The organism is Marinifilum sp. D737, assembly GCF_026672275.1.
Taxonomy (GTDB): Bacteria; Bacteroidota; Bacteroidia; order Bacteroidales; family Marinifilaceae; genus Marinifilum.
The window spans coordinates 1-18,861 of record NZ_JANQCD010000010.1 but is presented as its reverse complement, the minus strand read 5'-3'; the positions used below and the strand labels follow the sequence as shown (position 1 = coordinate 18,861).

Below are 18,861 nucleotides of genomic sequence, written 5' to 3'. Positions count from 1 at the left end.
TGAATCAAGATATGCTAAGTCTTACAAATAGGAAACAAACGGATCGTTTGTGCGGATTAAGATTTCACGAAGTTTTTCGGTTAAATCTTGTTCCAGTTCCGTATTCTCTCCATAAATATTTTTCATTTGATATGGATCGTTTACATCATCATACAAGAAGTGATGTTTCTCACCTTTGTTATCATATGCGATCACATAGGTATGGGTATGGGTTTTCACACCTCTGCGTTTTTCAGTATCGTCTTCTGGTTTGGCAAAGAAATACAAAGCCGCTTCAGGACGGTTCACTTTCTCATTTCTGAAGATTCCTGAGTAGTCTTTTCCTTCCACTTCCGAAGGGATATCATCCGACATTCCCATTAAACCAAGTAGGGTAGGCATTACATCAGGTACACTCATTAACAAGTCATCGGTGCCAGGTTTAATCTTCTTAGGCCAACGAATAATGAATGGAATATCAAAGGCTTCGCTAAACCAAACATTCTTGTGCATCATACCCTGACTACCCAGCATTTCACCATGATCAGAGGTGAAAATGACAATGGTATTTTCATCTAAACCTTGTTCTTTCAAGCTTTTCAAAATCTTTCCAATTTGGAGGTCTACTCCTTCACACATTGAGAAGTAATCAATGGACTGATCGATTCGTTTTTCCACAAACATATCGCCAAAACCTTTGTTACCCATTTCTCTGTTGTCGGTAAATTGTACGTTCGGACGGTTCAGAACATCCTTCTCGGTTTTGCCTTCGAAACGGTCCTTGTATTTTTCAGGTACCAGGTTAAAAGGGTGATGAGGTGGGTTGATGGCCCAGAACATGGCAAATGGCTTGTCATCATTTCTGAATTTATCACCAGCATTTTCCAGGTACTTTTCTACAACTTCAGCTTCATGCTCAGGAGACCATTGCTTAAAGTATTGAGCTTGATCTTCACCTGCGTCGTTGATCCAGTAGTGAGGAGTCAAGTGGTTGTCATCTGCACCATAAGAATACCAGAAATTAAATCCGTGGCGATGTTTACCAGGTTTGCAATAGGAATCCCATACTTTAGGTTCTCCTTTTTGGGTTGGAGTAGGTCCGTCAAGGTGCCATTTACCTACATAGGCAGCATCGTAACCGTTGTTTGCCAATACATCTGAGAAGCAAATATCATCTGGTTTTAAGAAGTTCCCAAATTCTGTTCTTCCCGAGTGGCAGTTCGACAATACTCCATTCGACAATGGATACTTTCCGGTTAGCATCATACCACGGTATGGGCTACACAAAGGATGGTTGCTAACAGCATTGCTAAATACAACACCATCATTTGCCAGCTTGTCGATATTTGGTGTTAACACAGGATCTTGCTTCATAAATCCCATGGCTTGTTTTCGGTATTGATCCGGGAAGATGAAAAGCAAGTTTGGTTTTTTCCCTTTTCTGGTACAAGAACTTAGTAAGCCCTGTGGAATTAGGGTCATACCTGCAGTAATTGCAGCGGTGTTTCGTATAAAGTTTCTTCTTGATATATCTTTAGCCATGATCTATTTTTTTTGTAGTTCAACTTCTCTGGTCAAGCCATGCTGACAGCTGAATTCCAATACCGTTTGATTGTCTTTGTTGCTAATCAATGTACAGTATTTGTTGTTTGGAACAGACCAGTTTCCTTCAATGCTTATTCTCACTTTCGAAATCTTACTTTCGTTGTCTTTCCACTTGCGAGAGTATATACTTCTTTCCTTTCTTTTACCATTTTCAATCACCACATCTGCAGGACCTTCATACAGGTGCAGATCAGGATCACAAAGGCTAAGTACTTTGGTGTCTTTTTTATCTTTCAGCATTACCAATACCGGAGCATCAACAGCTTTCACTCCTGAGATGTTGATTTGTTCATTTGCTTCGAACAGAACAAAGGCAGTTGTTTTGCTTGCATTTTCACGAACAATGTGTGCTTTGCTGTCCTTCTGAAGAACGGTGTAAGGAGCTTTGGCCTTTTTCTTCATTTGCTTGGCAAATTTCTGTAACTCTTTGTGTCCTCTTTGAACCAATATGGCATATTCATATGATTCCCCTTTTGGAGCTTTGCCGTGGCGAATCACTGCTGTTGCAAAGTTTCCCTGGTTTGGAGTTTCCTTCTTCTGATCTTTTGAATGCTGTAATTGCTTGCCCACTTCTACAGTATAGGCTGAAGGTATGTAAAAGCTGTTTCCAACATTGTCGGTTAATAGGTTCGCTTTTTTTCCTTTACTAGCATAAGCAAAGGGAAATTCAGAAATTTCTTTGCCATTCATTTGAACTGCGTCAGACTCTTGCTTCAAATAGTTTTGGAATAGGGTGGTTTCCGTTTCAAAATCAGCATTGATGTTTTCAATGTCACTACCAAGGCAGATGATTTTCTCGTCGAAAAAGAAAACTGATTTTAGAGCACGGTGGGATCCATTGTACTTGTCGTGCTCATGAAGTTTCATTCCCCATGCACCATTCTTTCCTTCCAAAGAAATGGCTCCTGCAAATGCTTCATCAGACATAAGCATTTCCTCATAACCAGTTACCTGGTCAACATTAAGAATGTTGGCACGCAATTGTTCTATTGGCAAGTGAATGGCAGTGGTTCCGGCAAATCGGCCCCAGTCCCAACCTTTTACATTAAACCCGGCAGTAAATACACTTGGCTTATTGGTTCCGGCTAAGATCTGAACTTGCCCGTGTTTCATATAACGGCCATAGAAATTGGCGCCTATATAGTGCTCGGCAGCCCATAGGTAACGGCTGTGTCCTTGTGCAGTAACCGACCAGTTGTCTCTGCGGTGAATGCCCAGAGCAGCATAGTTCATGGTCCAGTTGCCATTAGGATCAGTTTCTGCCTGTATTCCGGCTTTTTGGAATTTCTTAACACTACTGGTTGCTTTCTTACCATCCATTAATCTTAGGTAAGCAGCAGCCATATCCTTGTCAATTTTCTTCTTTCCATCAGGAGTTCCTGACAAGGCCATTAATTCATAATGAGTAGCAGATAGTTTTCCTTTCCCATTAGGATGGCGTCCCGACATTGATGTTGGCCAGGTTTCCTTGTTACAGAACAAACGTGTCTTTAATAATGATTCCTTTAAGATTCTATGTCCTTCTTCAGAAACATGAAATGGAGTTTTGCTAAAATAGTACACCATTCTTGTGGCACCATCATATCCTCCGGTAGCGTAGGCAGGGTAATTGTTGGCGTGGTGGAAAACCGAACCATCTACCTTGAAGCTGTCTTTCAAACCAGGAGCAATTGCCAGTCCGTTGTCGATCCAAGCTACATAGGCTTTCAAGTAGCGTACTTTCTCAGGAGAATCTTCCAGCATCAGAATACTTGCCAATCTACCCATTACAGAAGTGTTAAAAGCATCAATGCTCATGCCTTTGCCATGGAAGGGAGCAAATACCTCTTTTACGCCAGAGTACCATTCCATTGCCTTTTGAGCCTGGTCTGCTCTTTGGGTCCTGATTAATGATTCACGCATTAGGAAATAGGCTGAGTAGTAGGTTCTCATGCTATATCCCAGATGATGAAGGGTTCCGTTGGCGCTACCTTCCGCCCAGCCCTGGTCAATAATGTGATCAGATAGATTGAAGAACAATTCCTCCAACTCGCTTTTGTATTCTGCATTGTCTGTTTGATTGTAGGCACAGGCAACATCAAACATCAGTTTGGTATATTTCTTAAAGCCTTTGTTAAGCTTGTTGAAGTAGTTTTTCCAATCCTTAGAGTATGGACGGTATATTTCCGAGAAGCGACAGAACCAGATGTTCTCTCCAGTAATTTGATCTTCACTTCTGGAAATCTTGTATTTGGCATAGTCTTTTCTGATTTGCTTCATCAACTTGTCAGTGACTTTTACTTTTTTGATAACAGACTTGCTATACCTTTTGTTGATCATCTGAATCCCTTTGATCTGTTTGTCAGTCAGAGGTTCAAGTTTTTGGCTTGGCTTGTTTAAGCTCGACTTGTAAAGAACCAACCAGTGGTTTTCAGTTTTAGCGTTCACAAAAGGAACCTGGTAATCTGGAGTATTCCATCTGCTGTCGGCAGGGGTGCACAACATGATGTGATCGAAATACAAGCTGCCAGAAGTATTTTCAGGAGCAATGATTTTCATCTTGTTCATGCTGGTTACTGGAGTACCTTTCATGTCGCGTTCGAAAGCTACCCAGGCAGCTCTCCATCCTTTGTAGTTTAATCCGAATTCAAACTCGCAGTTTACAGTTTCATTGGTAGCAAACTGAACCGTGATTCTTTCATCTTTAGGAGTTTCATTATAAACCCAAAAGCAAAAGGTTGGAATTGACTTATCCACCGCTTCAGGATTAAAGGGAGTAAAGTTTATATTTTGATCCAGTTCCAGAAAACCTTTGCGTTCCCATGTCCATTTTAAACTTTGCTTACCATGTTTAAAATGACGTTCGCTAACTTGTAGTTCTGATTTTGAATCAGCACTCCATTGGGAGTTTACTCGCTCTCCTTCGAAGGTGATAATTTCAGGAACAAAAAGGTCCTGAGCTGATAACCTGGCACTGATAAGAACACAGGCTACCACTAAGACCTGTCTTAAACAGTGAAATATTTTAGTATGTTTTTTTGTATGCATTGTATATGTATTGGCTTTTGCTGTTGCAAGAAAAGAATACTTGCCGGATGCAAGATAATGATTGAGGAATAAAGTGTACCAAAATCAATATTTGATACTTTTCTATTACAAGAATATAAAAGTAAAGCTTGTCCCCGAAAAATTACGGGGACAAGTTGAAATTATTTGGCTGCTGGTTTTTCCAATTCTCTTTTTCTGCAAAGAGCTTCAAGGAAATAATAGTCAGCATAGTTTAAAGGAACATCAATCTCTGCTCCATGAGGGATACTACCTACACTGTGCATCAATAAAAAGTTGTTATTTTCTCCCAGTTTAGCACGATAAGCAGGAGAAGAAAGGTTAACAACAATTTCATCGGCCAATTTCTTGTATTTAGCTGATTTTTCAGGATTGTAAGTGCTTAATTCATACAATGCAGAAGCAATTACACTTGCAGCTGAAGCATCTCTTGGGGTGTTTGGAATATTTTTACAATCGAAATCCCAGTAAGGAACAAGATCCTTAGGCATTCTTGGGTGTGTGAAAAGGTAGTTGGCAATAGCTTCTGCTTGTTTCAAAAACTTAGGGTCTTTGGTTTCACGGTAACAAAGTGTGTACCCGTAAATTGCCCAAGCTTGTCCACGTGACCAGGCAGAATGATCAGCATAACCTTGTGCAGTTACTTTATTGCGTACTTGTCCTGTGATGGTATCGTAATCAATCACATGATACGAGCTGTAATCTTCACGGAAATGGTGATCCATAGTGGTTTCAGCATGCTTAATAGCGATATCTCTAAAGCTATTGTCTCCGCTTAGTTTTGTAGCTTCGAACAACAGTTCCAGGTTCATCATGTTGTCAATGATCACCGGACATTGCCATCCTCTTTTAGCTTGCCATCCACGGTGAACATTCCAAGACTGGATTGCTCCCACGTTTGGACGGTACCTGGTACTTAATGATTTTGCAGCTTGAATAATTACATCCTTATATTCAGGTTTCTTTGTTAATCTGTAACCATTACCATAGCTACAGTATACCATGAAACCTACATCGTGATGCCATGTTAGGTACTGAACGGTGTCTAATGTTTCAGTGACTTTCTCAGCTTCAATTTTCCATTTGCTATCGCCAGTTAATTCATACAAATACCATAACGAACCAGGAAAAAATCCGCTGGTCCAAAGCTCAGGAGTATTGTATCTGGTGGTTCCATCTTTATGAATGGTTCTGGGATTCAAGATTTCTCCTTTGGCATTCATGCTTTCTATTTCACGACCAATTTGCTGAGTCGCGAATTCTACATTTTCCTCTACAATATTGTTAGAAGAATGTTTTGGACTATTGCATGACCAAAGAAAGGCCACACAAGTCAAAAGAATCGTAAATTGAAGATTTTGCTTCATTTTTTGAACTTTATTATTTAAGATTTAATTTTATTTCAGTTGATTTTCCAACATTGATTCCTTGTGGGAAGTCAATGTTTGATTCAAGGATGTTATTCCCTGTATTGATTTTTATCTTTCCACTCTTTTGTTGATGAAGAGGATCAGAAACTTGAATTACAGCCTCTTCATTGTTCAGCGATAGCATGGCTACAACAGGTACATCGCTTTCCAAGCTGATTCCATCTTTAAGAGATACGGAACCTTTTTTGTGGAAGACCATCATATAAGTGTTGGCATCAATTTGAATAGCCTGCTGTCCATCATTGTTTTGAATGATAAGAGGGAAATTCTCCTTACAGATTTCTTTTACCCTATTGATTTCAATTCCTGGAATTACGATATATGAATAGTCAGCTTGGTCGGGATGTTTGCCATGTGACAAGGAAAGCTGAAAAATGGAGGTTTCTTCCAATTGACCTTCCTTGTTGTTTGCGTTTAAATAGCGGCCATCCAGATCCGCCCAATTGCCAGTTCTATTTTCGGCAAATAGTAGCAATGAACTTGCTTTTTTTGTTGGGAAAATCAGGTAAGCAATGCCATCATGATAAACCCACGAAGTTTTCTGTATGTCTTTGAACTTAAGTTTTGAAGATTTACCTTCCTTAATCTTTCCTTTTTTACCATTGATATTGTAATGAATCGATCCGTTTCTGATACTTTGATTCAGTGTTGTCCATACATCGAAATCATCATCTTTGTTTTTTCTGATGCTATTTCCCAGGGCAAGAAGAACATTGTCATAGGTAAAATATGCTTTGTTGGCTTGCAGGTTTGCATAGCTATTTACACGATTGTATTGAAAGGCAGCAATCCCTTTTTTATTGGCTGCCAACCCGCCGGCAAATTGATTTTTACTTTTACTTTCACGTCCCCATGGACTCAAGGGCAATTTTCCATTTTTTTGAAGAGCAGTAATACCTGGTAAAGCGCGCCAATTCCATCCAATACGTGCTTTGTCGTATTCTTTTCCATTTCGGTAGATCATGGTAGAACCATCACCACTAAAAAAGTTGTTTTTTCCGTGTGCCCTTTCACTTTCAGAGGTTTCGCATCCTGTAGTTCGGTTTGATAACATCTTAATTGCGAAGTAAGCATTCGGTGTGCTGTGTATCAACAAATCTGTATTCCAGAAATACTTGGTAGAATCAAGAGTTGCGGTGTGTGTAGTCCTCTGTTTTTGAAGAAGTGTTTTTAATTCAGCTTCTCTCTCTAATGTATATGGAGAGACAGCCATCAGTTTGGTGATCTTTTTCTTCATGTCACCGTTGTCAGCTGGAGCTTTCTTCAATGCATTGTGTCTTCCGGCTAAATTCAAGGCTGCACGGTTTTTAAAATGATACCACTGTATGCCATCCAGATAGTAGTCAGCAATGGTGTTCCATTCTTTTTCTGTAAGAGCCCATGGTGTTCCCTTTGTTGCTTCAGCATAGTTAAGAACATGATTGATCCAGTGAACTCCATATCCAACCCAGTAGTTTTGTGCGCCTCCGGCATTGTGTTGAATCCATGATCCATCAGTAGTAAAGCCAGTAGGGAAATCTGTAGGAGTATTTACAACTCTTGGAAATTGTTCTTTTACAATTTCGTGCACCCAATCCATCTCACTTTCGTTTCCAGAGCAAGAAGCTATGGCTGTCATGCCCCACAAGCGGTAACCTACATTGCCACCTCTGTTATGACCTTCATGTTTATCGAAGACTTTAGGGCTTTTGCCATTAAACCAGCACCAGTGACTAAATTCGCTAATGCTTTGAATAAGTGTGTCTATTGTACTTGCCATGGCTGGGTTTGACTCCCGCTCTTTTATCATGTCATTATAGATAACCAATTCGATGGCAGCCATCGCTCTTAGCGTTTCAAAAGGCACTCTTGGGAATTTATATTTTGGACGATGATTGATCCAATATTGCAAGGAACTGTAAATGGCCTTTCGCAACTTTTTTTTGTTGGCTTGCTTTGCTTTTTTGTAATCAATGGCTAATTGTGTGATGCGTCCTCTAATATGTTTCGTATGGGGAGTTTCATCGGAAAAACTACCATCGTCCTGAAGTAAGGAGAGTATTTTTTCTGTGCTGAGAGATTCTCCCTTTGCCGATAACTTCTTCCCTTGGTGTACTGTTCTTATTTTTTGAAGATCTGCATTTCCTTTTTCCTGTGACAAGGCACTTGTCGACAAAAATAGGCAGGCAAAAAATGTGATACAGATGGTGTGGATTCTGTTCATATGATTCTTGTTTTTTCGTTAATGATACCTGGCATTCTCCGACTATTTCAATCATCAAATTTTGTCTTTGAAAGATTGAATCGGCAGTAAACTTCCCAGTGTTGTTTTTCATTGCATCTCAAAGAGAGACTGCTTTATTCTTGCATGATTTTTCTATGAAATGCATTTAAAATTATGAATTGCGTACTGTGGAGTGGAGGACTTTTTCAATTCTGGCACTTTTCTCGCGGTAAAGTTTTGTAAGTGTCAGTAGATCAAATGGTAAAAGAAGGTGTGTTGTGGGTTTCAAAAAATGCAACTGGTTTAATTTCCTTGTTGTTATGAGTGTTACAATTGTTCGGAAAATTATGGATGGTAGGAAAATCTATTATCTCCATATAAATCAAGTGGTTTGGTGTTTGGTGTTGGTAATACACAGAAAATCAAAAGAAGAGCTGCATTAACGAGCGATTATTAATGGTGTTTTTACCGTGTGTAAAATCGTACGGAAGATATTGTACGGTTTTTTAAAGTGTAGTGTATCAATGCGTTTTAGGGCTTTTTGCTTTGCTGGTGTGCCGAAATGGATATTTGGGACAGGCTTGGTTTGTATGAGGTGATGCTTTCAGGTATCTTGAAATCGTTTTCAGGAGTAGTTAAGTGCTCTGAATTGTTGTTTGTTGACCTCTTTTGAAGTGTGGGGTGTAATATATTTAAAATAGAAGAAAATGATGCGATTATTTGGACTGGTATTTCTTGTGCTTTCTTTATGTGCATGTAATGCAAAATCTGAAAAAGAAAATTGGTATGAAATATCAGAATTACTGTTTGAAGATTCCTTTAACGATGGTAGTTTGGACAATTGGATTAGCGAAATTCAGGAAGATTCATGTAGCTCAGTTTTGGTGAAAGACGGCAAAATGGATATTGATGTTTGCAAGGGAGCTTCCATTTGGCTGGATCAATATTTCGAGGGTGGAGTCCTAATTGAATATGATGCAACAGTAATAGGAAAAGGCGGTCCAAATGATCGGGTGAGTGATTTGAATTGCTTTTGGAATGCAACTGATCCTAGAAGCCCGAAGGATTTGTTTGACTCTCCCCGAAAGGCATCAGGCATGTTTCACGATTACGATACCTTGCAATTGTACTATGTGGGAATGGGAGGTCATAACAATACAAAGACTCGATTTCGCCGTTATGCAGGAGATGGAAACAAGCCTCTTCTTGCCGGACATGATTTGTCTGCTCCTGATGTGTTAATTGAAGCGAATAAGACTTACAGAATTCAACTAATCGCTTTAGATGGACGAGTACAGTTTATCCGCGATGGAGCAATAATATATGATTTTAAGGATGAGGATGCTTATGAAAAGGGTTGGTTTGGAATACGAACCATCAACAACCATATGAGTGTTGATAATGTGAAGGTATATCAAATAAAAGGGAAAGATGAATAAGATTTATAGAATAAGCATCAGTTTTTTAGTCATATTATGGCTATCTGTTGATATCGTTACTGCCCAGAAAGTGACCAGAGTGGGAGACCTAAAAGAATTGGTGTCAGTGTTAGAGTCAGGTAGTCAGGTTATTGAGTTGGCAGATGGAGAGTACAAGGATCTTTCGCTGGATTTAAAGTGGAGTGGGAGCAAGGAACAGCCGATTATAGTAAAGGCAGAGCATCCCGGGAAAGTAATTGTCAAGGGAAATACTTCCATTGTAGTTTCAGGAAACAACATCGTTCTATCTGGCATAGATTTTAATAAAGGGAAAAGAGATAAGGATGGAGCTTTGGTTCTTGTATCTGGAGAAAATAATAGACTTACAAATTGTCGTTTTCGAAATTACAATCAGGTTACAGGCGTTTGGGTGCAATTGAATGGTTGTTACAACCGAGTGGATCATTGTTGGTTCGAGGGAAAAACTTCAAGTGCGAGTTACATTAATGTAGATGTTCCCAAGAATGGTGGGAATCACCATTTGGTGGACCATAATTATTTCTCACGTCCTCCTCTTGGGAAAAATGGAGGATCAGCCATGCGTATTGGTCATGGTTCAATGGCAAAGCGCTATTGTTATACTACGGTAGAATTTAACCTATTCGAAGATTGCAGTGGAGAAAGTGAAATTATGTCATCGAAGAGTTGCGGAAATACATTTCGTTACAATACATTTTTGAATTGCAAGGGAGCATTGAGCCTTCGCCAGGGAGTAGAAGGAATTGTGGAAAGCAACTTTTTTATCTCCAATAAAGAGGGAAAAAACAGATGTGGCGGAGTTGCAGTTCGAAGCAGAAAGCATTTGGTGGTTAATAATTATTTCAGTGGACTGGCTCCCAAGTCAGGAGGAGTTGTCAGCTTTGGTTCTGCTTCTCCTTCCGATCCAAAAAGATTGGCATTGGGGCTGATTGGTGCTCACTTTCCAAAGACTGCTGAAAATACAATAGCCCATAATCTCTTTGTGAATAATAGATCTGCTTCAATTGATGTAATCAATGACCTGGGGCACAGAAACAAAGTGTTTCCACCCGATAGTATGTTCTTCTTTCATAACGTGATGATTGGAGGAATGCTTCATATTAAAAAGCATACAGAGCCTCAATATTTGGTTTTTGAAGGGAATGTATTCCAGGGAAGTAGCGGGATTAAACCAAATAAAGGCTTGCAGAAGATGAAGGTAAAGTTGAAAGATGAGAAACAAGTTTTCACAGTAACGAACTCAAAGAGTTTACCAGCAGCTGATATTTCTGCATGGAAAAAGAACTTGACCAGTGAGATGTTGCAACGTTTGGATTTTGATTTGAAGAAAGTGAAATCTTCAGGAGTATATTACTCTCCTCAGGGGAAGCGTGGCGGATTACAACAAATACTTCAAAGAAAAGATGTTGGTCCGAATTGGATGTAAATTGAAAATATACAATACGATAATGAAAGAAAGATTGAAAATTAGATTGGGAGATCTTGTGTTGGTGGTCTTGATGATTATTCTTTTCGCAGGAACCATTCGCAATTCACAGGCACAAAGTGTGAAGAATCATCCTCGTGTGTTTTTCCAGAAGGATGAGTTAAAAGAATTTGTCGATATGCGTTTAACAACGCACGAAACTGAATGGGAGAGTTTACTCCTGATTTGTGAGAAGCTAAATAAAATGGAGCCCATAGAGCGCCCAAAATCGAAGCTGGTATTTTCTTTTCCTGAAAAACTAGCTGCAGTGGCACTGGTACAATTGTTGGATCCGAAACAAAAATATCAGGAGACTTTCGAGAAGCATTTCTGGACCATACTGAAATGGAAAGAATGGGACAAATGGATAGATGGAAAAGGCAAAGGTCCTGGAGGAGATTTGGGAATTGCTCAGGCCTTAATCGCTCTGACAGCTTCTTATGATTGGCAATATCAGAATTTTACGAAGAAAGAACGTAAATACATCAATCAGAGGCTTGTTCGTATTGCTCACCATTTTTATGAAGATTATTCAAGGTTCCACACAAACAATTTTGCGATTATGAATTGCAATCACGGAACTAACGTGTACGCTGCCTTAAGTGCTGTTTTGTATGGTGTTGACGATGTGCCACAAGAATATAAGAAGGAGTGGACAGATTGTTTGGAGCACAAATATGAAACGCTAACAAGTCAGATGAATTCCTTGATGAGTGATGGTTTTAGCGATGAGGGAGCAACCTATTTCATGTTTCAGTTGAAAACCTATGTCCAGTGGATGGAGTTGCGCCGAAATGCATTGGAGAAAGCTTATGGAGAACCTTACCAGAGTTTGGATTGGTTCAAAAATGCTTCAGCTTATTGTATGTACTCTATTCTGCCTGGCGGAAAGGATAATTTTGGAGGCCTGGCAAGGTATGCCGATGCAAACCCTAAGTTTTGGGGAAATCCATACTCGGTATTTCCGGCATTGGCTAAGAATTTAAAAGATCCACTTGCGCAATGGTTGTCTTCAGAGCTTGAATTAGGAGAGGTTGAGCTGTGGCGTGCCGAGAAGAAAACAGAAAAAGATCAGGACCAGAAATCCAATTACGATGTATGGAGATACATTTGGAAAGATGCATCAGTACCTGCTGTTGATGTAAATACTTTACCAAACTGGCGTTTTTTCGAGGATGCCGGAATGTACGTTTGGCGCTCTTCATGGAAAAATGATGCCAGCTATTTTACCATTAAATCGGGTCAGCATTATCAGGGGCATGGACATCCTGATGACGGACAATTCATGTTGCACAGGGCAGGGGTTCCCTATATTATTGACATGGGATATTCCAATCCAAAATATACTCATGAGCACAATGTACTGTTGGTAAATGGAGAAGGCCAGGTTGGCGATGGCGATGTTTGGTGTGAGTTTGGTGAATATCCAGGCAACAAAGCGATCTGGGGGAAAACGGATGTTATCATTAGTACCGGAAATCAAGGGGAGTATGATTATTTCAACTTGGTTTGTGATCCTTCAAATATGTATCCTTCGAAAGATTTGAACTTCTGGCATCGCGAAGTGCTTGCTTGCAATGGATTGTTTTTAATTCGTGATGAAATGCAAGCAAAAAAGGAAGTGGATTTTGATTTGCTCTTGCACTCTTATGCCAGTAGGAAAGGAAAGAAAGATGCATATGAATACACCAGGGATAGAGAGGTAAATCCATTTTATTCAAAAGAAAATAAGGAATGGTTGATCGATCCAAGAAAAGGGAAATCTCCTTTGTTATTGGTGAAAGATCTCTCTTCATCCAATTGGAGTGATTCTGTGGAAGAAGCTTGGTTTTACGACAATTATCTTCGTAAGAAAGATGGTATTGGGCATGTGCAGTTGGGGCATGTGCTAAAAAGAAGACAAAAGGCGAAAGAGGCTAGTTCCCTTTTACTATTAGGTTTTCAGGATCAATTGGAGGGCAAAAGAGTTGTGCGCTTGCCAGAAGGTGAAGGGCTTCAAATTCAGAATGAGAAAGGGGATATCCTAACAGAAATCTCCTGGAGTGAAAAAGCATCTCTTTCCCAGTTGAAATTTACCGGTGATATGGCAGGAATACGGTTTGACAAGCAGAAAGCAATTGAATGGTTCGGAAGAGATATCCGTAAAGTCAGCCATGGCGAGAAGACATTGCTTGTGTCTGATAAACAGATTTCCGTGCATGCTTTTATCAAAGAGGAGAGCATGGTGATTGATTTTAATTCGAAAGAACAAGCACAGCTAAGTCTGGCTGTTCCATCTCAACCAGTCGATGCTGAAATTAATGGTCGTATAATCGATTACAGTTTTGAGAATGGTGCAATGAAATTTCACCTGGAAGGAGGAATGGAGCAAAAACTGGAAATTAAATTTGTAAAATAGAGTCAAAAAGAGGATGCTGTATGGGGATACAGGCATCCTTTTTTATCTTATAAATAGCTAAGTATGAAAAAGAATGTGTTGTTATTACTGATGCTGATGTGTTGTACTTGCATGTTGAGTTACGCACAGTACATCGGTTTGGAAAATTCCGTTCCCACAGGGTGGAGTACCAGCTCCGGTTCCAGCCTGAAAATGAGTGATGCTCATTATAAGTTGGGATCTCAATCGGTAAAGTGGGATTGGAACCAGGGAGCAGAGTTGAATATTTCAAATCCTCCTAACATTAATACGGCAGTGACTACCTATAAAGGTGGATTGATGTTGTGGGTGTACAATGAAACGCCTGTTGATGGTACCATTAGGTTTGAATTCGGAAAAGGAAGTAGTGTGGACTATTACTTCGATTATGGGATCAATTTTAAAGGATGGCGTGCCTGTTGGATTCGTTTTAAAGAAGACATGAGTGGTCCAAAAAGCAATCAGAGTTTGGATTATATGAAAATTATTGCCCCTTCGGATGTGGAAAGTGGTTCACTGTGCTTTGATAGAATGATGTTTCCAGGTACTCGCATTCACGACAGGGTAACACCAGATAAGCAGTTGCCTTACATTAATCCTTCGATGAACCACAATCATTGGGCTGCACTTTGGTATTGGTACGATAATTATACTCATGATATTGCATTGGCATCGAGTGTGAGTGCTGAGGAGCAGAAGGCTTTTGACGCCATCAAAAAGGAGATGGTGTTGGCCTACCAGGGAACCCAGCCAACGGCATCTAAGGTCACCACGGTTAAGGACAAGTTTAGAAGTTTTGATATTCAAAGGTTGGATGGACAGATTACAGGACGCCCATACGTAAGCGATGATGAGTATGACCAGTCAATTGGAGATGTTAAGATGGATCAGGTTGGCCCGGTTTTAAAAGACTTGGCCCAGATATACTTTCACAACAAGGATGATGAGGCGAAACAAATGTTTTACGATCTTCTGGACTATGTGATGGATCAAGGGCTGAATGTTGGTAGTGGTATGGGAACCAATCACCATTATGGGTATAACTTCAGAGAATTTCCTCCTGCTGTTTTTCTGATGAGGGATGCTTTGAAAGCTGATGGCAGACTGGGTGAGGCCGTTGCCATGATGAATTACTGGACCGGGATTCAGGAGTACAGAATTGAACCGGAAGTTGGAACTTTGCAAGGGCTGATGGATAGCTGGAATACTACTGTTATTCCACGTTTAATTGCAGTGATTAGCATGGATGATTCTCCGGAAAAAGCTCGCGAAATGAAAGCCATTAAGCGCTGGATGGATATTTCGTTGAAAATAGTTCCAGGTACAATGGGAGGTATCAAAGAGGATGGTTGCGGATTTCACCATGGTGGTTTGTATCCTGCCTATAGTAAGGGGGGATATGCTGGAGTGGGCACCTACCTTCGTTTTGTGAATGGTACTTGTTATGCGCTTTCCGATGAGGCCAGAAGAAATTTTGGAAAAGGAATAATGGCTATGCGCAACTACTCTAATCTTTTGGATTGGGGATTTGGAATTTGTGGTCGTCATCCTCTGGCAGGTACCATAAGTAGTGGTATGAAAAATGCTTATGCCTACTTGGCTAAATCAGGTAATCCGGACACGGGTGAAGATATTTGGACAGAGATGGCTCAGGCCTACATGAGATTAGAAAGCTCAAATACTGCTTTCAAGAAGGAGTTCGCAGGTATGGGAATTAGCGCGGAAGTGGCGCCAAGTGGGAACTTTACTTACAACTATGGAGCTTTGGGTATTCATCGTCGCGACAATTGGATGGTAAGTGTAAAAGGATACAATAAACATGTATGGGGATCTGAAATCTATTCGAAAGACAACAGGTATGGTCGTTACCAGAGTTATGGTACGGTTCAGGTAATTGGAAGCGGTGATCCTGTAAAGTCTTCGAAAAGTGGGTTTGTTGAAAATGGTTGGGATTGGAATCGTTATCCGGGCGCTACCAGCATTCACCTTCCTTTGAATTTACTGAATAGCCCAAACAGCGGAACGCTGATGGAGAAATCGAATGAAGGGTTTACCGGAGCTTCGAACTTGAGTGGTGAGAATGGTATTTTTGGAATGAAGCTGAGAGAAAAGGACAGAACCAATTTCACAGCTGATCACCAGGCCAACAAGTCGGTGTTTTGTTTCGAAAACCGAATCATCTGTTTAGGTTCTGATATTTCAAATTCCAATTCGCAATATCCTACGGAAACAACTTTGTTCCAGGTAAATCTTATAGATCAATCTACAGCCATGTATGTTGATGGGAGCAATGCCATCACAAGCTTTCCTTTGCAGCAGGATTTCAATGCAGACAAGAACCATTGGTTGGTTGATCCTGTTGGGAATGCCTATTGGTTGAAATCAGGTACTAACTTGAAAATTTCAAGAGCTAGCCAGGATTCACGACACAATAAAACCAAGGCTGCTACTCAGGGTGATTTTGCCAGCGCCTGGATTGATCACGGGACATCACCTTCGAATCAAATCTATGAATATGTTATTCTTCCGCAAGCTGATGTGGCGGCAATGGAAGCTTTTGCTGCAAATATGAATCAAGCGGAAACGGCTGCCTATAAGGTGTTAAAACAAGATCAGAATGCTCACATTGTTTGGGATCGAGCTACAAATACTACTGGCTATGTGTTCTTTGATGCAAATTCAGAATTATCGGATGAGTTTGTGAAGCAAATTAATGCTTCTGCTTTGGTAATGCTACAAGCCAATGCCGAACAGGATAAATTGAACATGAGTGTTTGCGATCCGGATCTTCATATTCCTGAAATTGCTTATACTACTGCCAAAGCCAGCCAGGAGTCTGCTATTGTGATTTGCCTGAAGGGGAACTGGGAGATGGATGGACAATTTTCTGATGTAAGCATCCTATTGAGAACCAATACGGAAACCCAAATACAATTCAATGTAAAAGATGGGATTCCTAGAGAGATAAAACTGATAAAAGGTGAAGAAATCACTGATGCTGTTGCACCCGTAATCAAGCACATCCAGGTAAAAGACATTCAGGGCACTACTGCGGGCCTGGAGTTAACCAGTAATGAAAATGGAACACTTTATTGGTATGTGGATTTGGCAGCCAATGCAAAGCCACTTGCTGAACAGGTGATGAGCGGGGCTGGCTCGGTACAATTCGGACAACATGCTTGTGTGGCCAATAAGATGTGGGAAGGACAGATGAATGATCTTCAGGAGAATGAATCTTATGTGCTTCATGCCGTGGCAGAGGACGAAGCTGGAAATGTTTCCGTTCTTTCTTCTACAGACTCTTTTAATACGGTAGTGACCGGTGTGGAGGATATCGATGCTGGTAAAGACTTATTGGTATATGGCAAAGATGGAAAGATTGTGATAAAATCTTCTCGACCTTTTCCCAGTGATACCATGGTACAGGTTTATGACCTTGGAGGACGAGTCCTAAAATCTGTTTTTTATAGTGATTCAAAAGAATTAAGCGTTGATGTTCCCAATGCGATTGGCATATACATTGTTCGCTTGCAAATGGATGGACAGCTTCTGTCGAAAAAGCTCATATTAAAAAAATAATTGAAACTGAGAACATGTTTTAAATCGAACTCAGCTTATTGGTATCGGATAAGAAAGGAGCCTGTAGAGACTGTATTTCCTCAGTTTACAGGCTCTTTCCATTGTTTAAAAAATCAATATATAACTCTCATTAATCATTACTTTATGCGAAAAGTAAATCTACTTTTAGTAAACCTTCTTGTACTTATCTGTTTGGTACAATGCAAGGGTGTATCAAATTCTTCAAACCCATTAAAAATTGAAAGGATAGCTGAGCAGGAGCTGAGTATTTCGAATCCTTTAAATAAAGATCGGACCTTGATTCCTGTGGAGATTAAGCTTTCTGATTTAAAGGCTGAAATGCAAATTGATTCAGAAGCCAGTCTCCTGGTTTGCCTGGCCGACTCTGTAATTCCTTCTCAGTTGGACGATTTAAATGGCGATGGTAAAGAAGATGAACTTTCGTTTCAAATTGATATCAAAAAAGGTTCAAATTTGAAAGTGAAAATCTGCAAAGTGAGCAAGAATATTGCAAGTAAATATGTTTTCAAAAGTGGTGTTCATGCTCAAATGGGCTTAAAAAACGGGAAGAAACCTTTTATTATTAAGGATAGCATCTTTAGTGCGAGTGGCGACTTGTATAAGGAAACCATGCATCATGGTCCGGCATTGGAATCGGAGCATATTGCCTACCGCATGTATTTCGATGACAGAAGTAGTATTGATGTGTATGGCAAAATGCATCAGCGTCTTGAACTGGATACTACCAAGTGGTATTCCAACGATGAGTTTATTGCCAATGAGTATGGTGGTGATATCCTGTTTGTAAAAAACACCATGGGTGTAGGATCATTGAGAATGTGGGATGGCAAAAAATCTCAAAATATAAAAGCAACAAAGGGACGATATGCAGTGATCCGATCGCGTGGGCCAGTTCGTTCTGTTATCGACATGTGTGCCATGGGCGTTGATGGTACTCAGACCCTTTTGTCGAGAATGATGATTTATTCAGGGCACAGAGAAATGATTTATCGTGCTTACATTGATGAATTGCAGCTGGAATTGTGCACGGGAATTCGTAAAATGGATCAGTCTGATGTTCGAAAAAACAAGTTGGAGGGCTGGTTGGCAGTATGGGGAACCGATTTTCCACGCCTTGACCATGAAAAGTATCCTCAGGTTACCGTTGGTCTTGGGGTGCTTGTACCTCAACAGTATTGGGGAGGAGATTTTGATGAAGATTCTTCGAATTATGTTGTGAGACTAAAGCCTCAGGGAAATTTTCTGGAATATTATGTGACTGCCGTTTGGAACAAGCAAAAGAATGGAATAGCTTCACCTGATGAAATGGAGGAGTATATGAAGAACCTGTCTTTAAGAGTGAATACTCCTGTTCAGATTTCATATTAAGAAAACTGGCTCTGTATGATTTATAGTGGGTAAATACCATAAATGCCTAAAATACTTGGAATACTTGCAGTACTTAAAGTGAAAAAGATAGAGATAAAAGGGATCGTGAGGTGATCTAAAATAAACTGCTCAATTCGAACGGGCTTTTGGGGCATTGGAAGGTCAAACTGGTTAGACGTAGAAAAATTTTAGAAAGACGGGGAAGCTTCGTCCCGAAATAGAATTTGTAAGCATTTGGGAGCCAAATGCAACAAAATTCATAATCGGGAGAGAAGATCACCCCGCCGCACTTA

The 18,861-nt window shown here is 40.2% G+C and carries 9 protein-coding genes; 5 read left to right on the top strand and 4 right to left on the bottom strand.

Annotated features, from left to right (window positions below; genetic code table 11):
- Positions 1-21: 21 nt before the first annotated feature.
- The 4 genes from NQ163_RS08000 to NQ163_RS07985 all read right to left on the bottom strand — a co-directional run bounded on the left by NQ163_RS08000 (position 22) and on the right by NQ163_RS07985 (position 8,262).
- A complete protein-coding gene (locus tag NQ163_RS08000; protein WP_268189796.1) occupies positions 22-1,521 on the bottom strand; it encodes a sulfatase family protein in 1,500 nt (499 codons plus the stop codon).
- Positions 1,522-1,524: 3 nt separating this feature from the next.
- A complete protein-coding gene (locus NQ163_RS07995; protein WP_268189795.1) occupies positions 1,525-4,611 on the bottom strand; it encodes a chondroitinase family polysaccharide lyase in 3,087 nt (1,028 codons plus the stop codon).
- A gap of 161 nt (positions 4,612-4,772) precedes the next feature.
- Positions 4,773-5,996 carry a glycoside hydrolase family 88 protein gene (locus NQ163_RS07990; RefSeq protein WP_268189794.1) on the bottom strand — a complete coding sequence of 408 codons (1,224 nt, stop codon included), beginning with the start codon at positions 5,994-5,996 and terminating at the stop codon, positions 4,773-4,775.
- A 13-nt stretch (positions 5,997-6,009) separates the two neighbouring features.
- Positions 6,010-8,262 (bottom strand): polysaccharide lyase family 8 super-sandwich domain-containing protein, encoded by a 2,253-nt coding sequence (locus NQ163_RS07985; protein ID WP_268189792.1) that lies wholly within the window; start codon positions 8,260-8,262, stop codon positions 6,010-6,012.
- Positions 8,263-8,969: 707 nt separating this feature from the next.
- On the opposite strand from NQ163_RS07985, the gene NQ163_RS07980 reads away from it, so the two are divergent.
- The 5 genes from NQ163_RS07980 to NQ163_RS07960 all read left to right on the top strand — a co-directional run bounded on the left by NQ163_RS07980 (position 8,970) and on the right by NQ163_RS07960 (position 18,568).
- Positions 8,970-9,701: a DUF6250 domain-containing protein gene (locus tag NQ163_RS07980; RefSeq protein WP_268189790.1), complete on the top strand. Its 732-nt coding sequence runs from the start codon at positions 8,970-8,972 to the stop codon at positions 9,699-9,701.
- Complete coding sequence (locus tag NQ163_RS07975; protein ID WP_268189789.1) at positions 9,694-11,145, top strand: polysaccharide lyase 6 family protein; 1,452 nt, start codon at positions 9,694-9,696, stop codon at positions 11,143-11,145. Before NQ163_RS07980 ends, NQ163_RS07975 begins: the two co-directional genes overlap by 8 nt.
- Positions 11,146-11,167: 22 nt before the next feature.
- Entirely contained in the window at positions 11,168-13,582 is a 2,415-nt protein-coding gene (locus NQ163_RS07970) for a DUF4962 domain-containing protein (protein ID WP_268189787.1), read from the top strand.
- Positions 13,583-13,645: 63 nt separating this feature from the next.
- Positions 13,646-17,179 carry a chondroitinase family polysaccharide lyase gene (locus tag NQ163_RS07965; protein ID WP_268189786.1) on the top strand — a complete coding sequence of 1,178 codons (3,534 nt, stop codon included), beginning with the start codon at positions 13,646-13,648 and terminating at the stop codon, positions 17,177-17,179.
- A 144-nt stretch (positions 17,180-17,323) separates the two neighbouring features.
- A complete protein-coding gene (locus NQ163_RS07960; RefSeq protein ID WP_268189785.1) occupies positions 17,324-18,568 on the top strand; it encodes a DUF4861 family protein in 1,245 nt (414 codons plus the stop codon).
- Positions 18,569-18,861: the final 293 nt, after the last annotated feature.

What these genes read in the sequence shown, in the direction of transcription:
- NQ163_RS08000 (WP_268189796.1), bottom strand. Translation starts at nt 1,521, where the DNA reads ATGGCTAAAGATATATCAAGAAGAAACTTTATACGAAACACCGCTGCA.
- NQ163_RS07995 (WP_268189795.1), bottom strand. Translation starts at nt 4,611, where the DNA reads ATGCATACAAAAAAACATACTAAAATATTTCACTGTTTAAGACAGGTC.
- NQ163_RS07990 (WP_268189794.1), bottom strand. Translation starts at nt 5,996, where the DNA reads ATGAAGCAAAATCTTCAATTTACGATTCTTTTGACTTGTGTGGCCTTT.
- NQ163_RS07985 (WP_268189792.1), bottom strand. Translation starts at nt 8,262, where the DNA reads ATGAACAGAATCCACACCATCTGTATCACATTTTTTGCCTGCCTATTT.
- NQ163_RS07980 (WP_268189790.1), top strand. Translation starts at nt 8,970, where the DNA reads ATGATGCGATTATTTGGACTGGTATTTCTTGTGCTTTCTTTATGTGCA.
- NQ163_RS07975 (WP_268189789.1), top strand. Translation starts at nt 9,694, where the DNA reads ATGAATAAGATTTATAGAATAAGCATCAGTTTTTTAGTCATATTATGG.
- NQ163_RS07970 (WP_268189787.1), top strand. Translation starts at nt 11,168, where the DNA reads ATGAAAGAAAGATTGAAAATTAGATTGGGAGATCTTGTGTTGGTGGTC.
- NQ163_RS07965 (WP_268189786.1), top strand. Translation starts at nt 13,646, where the DNA reads ATGAAAAAGAATGTGTTGTTATTACTGATGCTGATGTGTTGTACTTGC.
- NQ163_RS07960 (WP_268189785.1), top strand. Translation starts at nt 17,324, where the DNA reads ATGCGAAAAGTAAATCTACTTTTAGTAAACCTTCTTGTACTTATCTGT.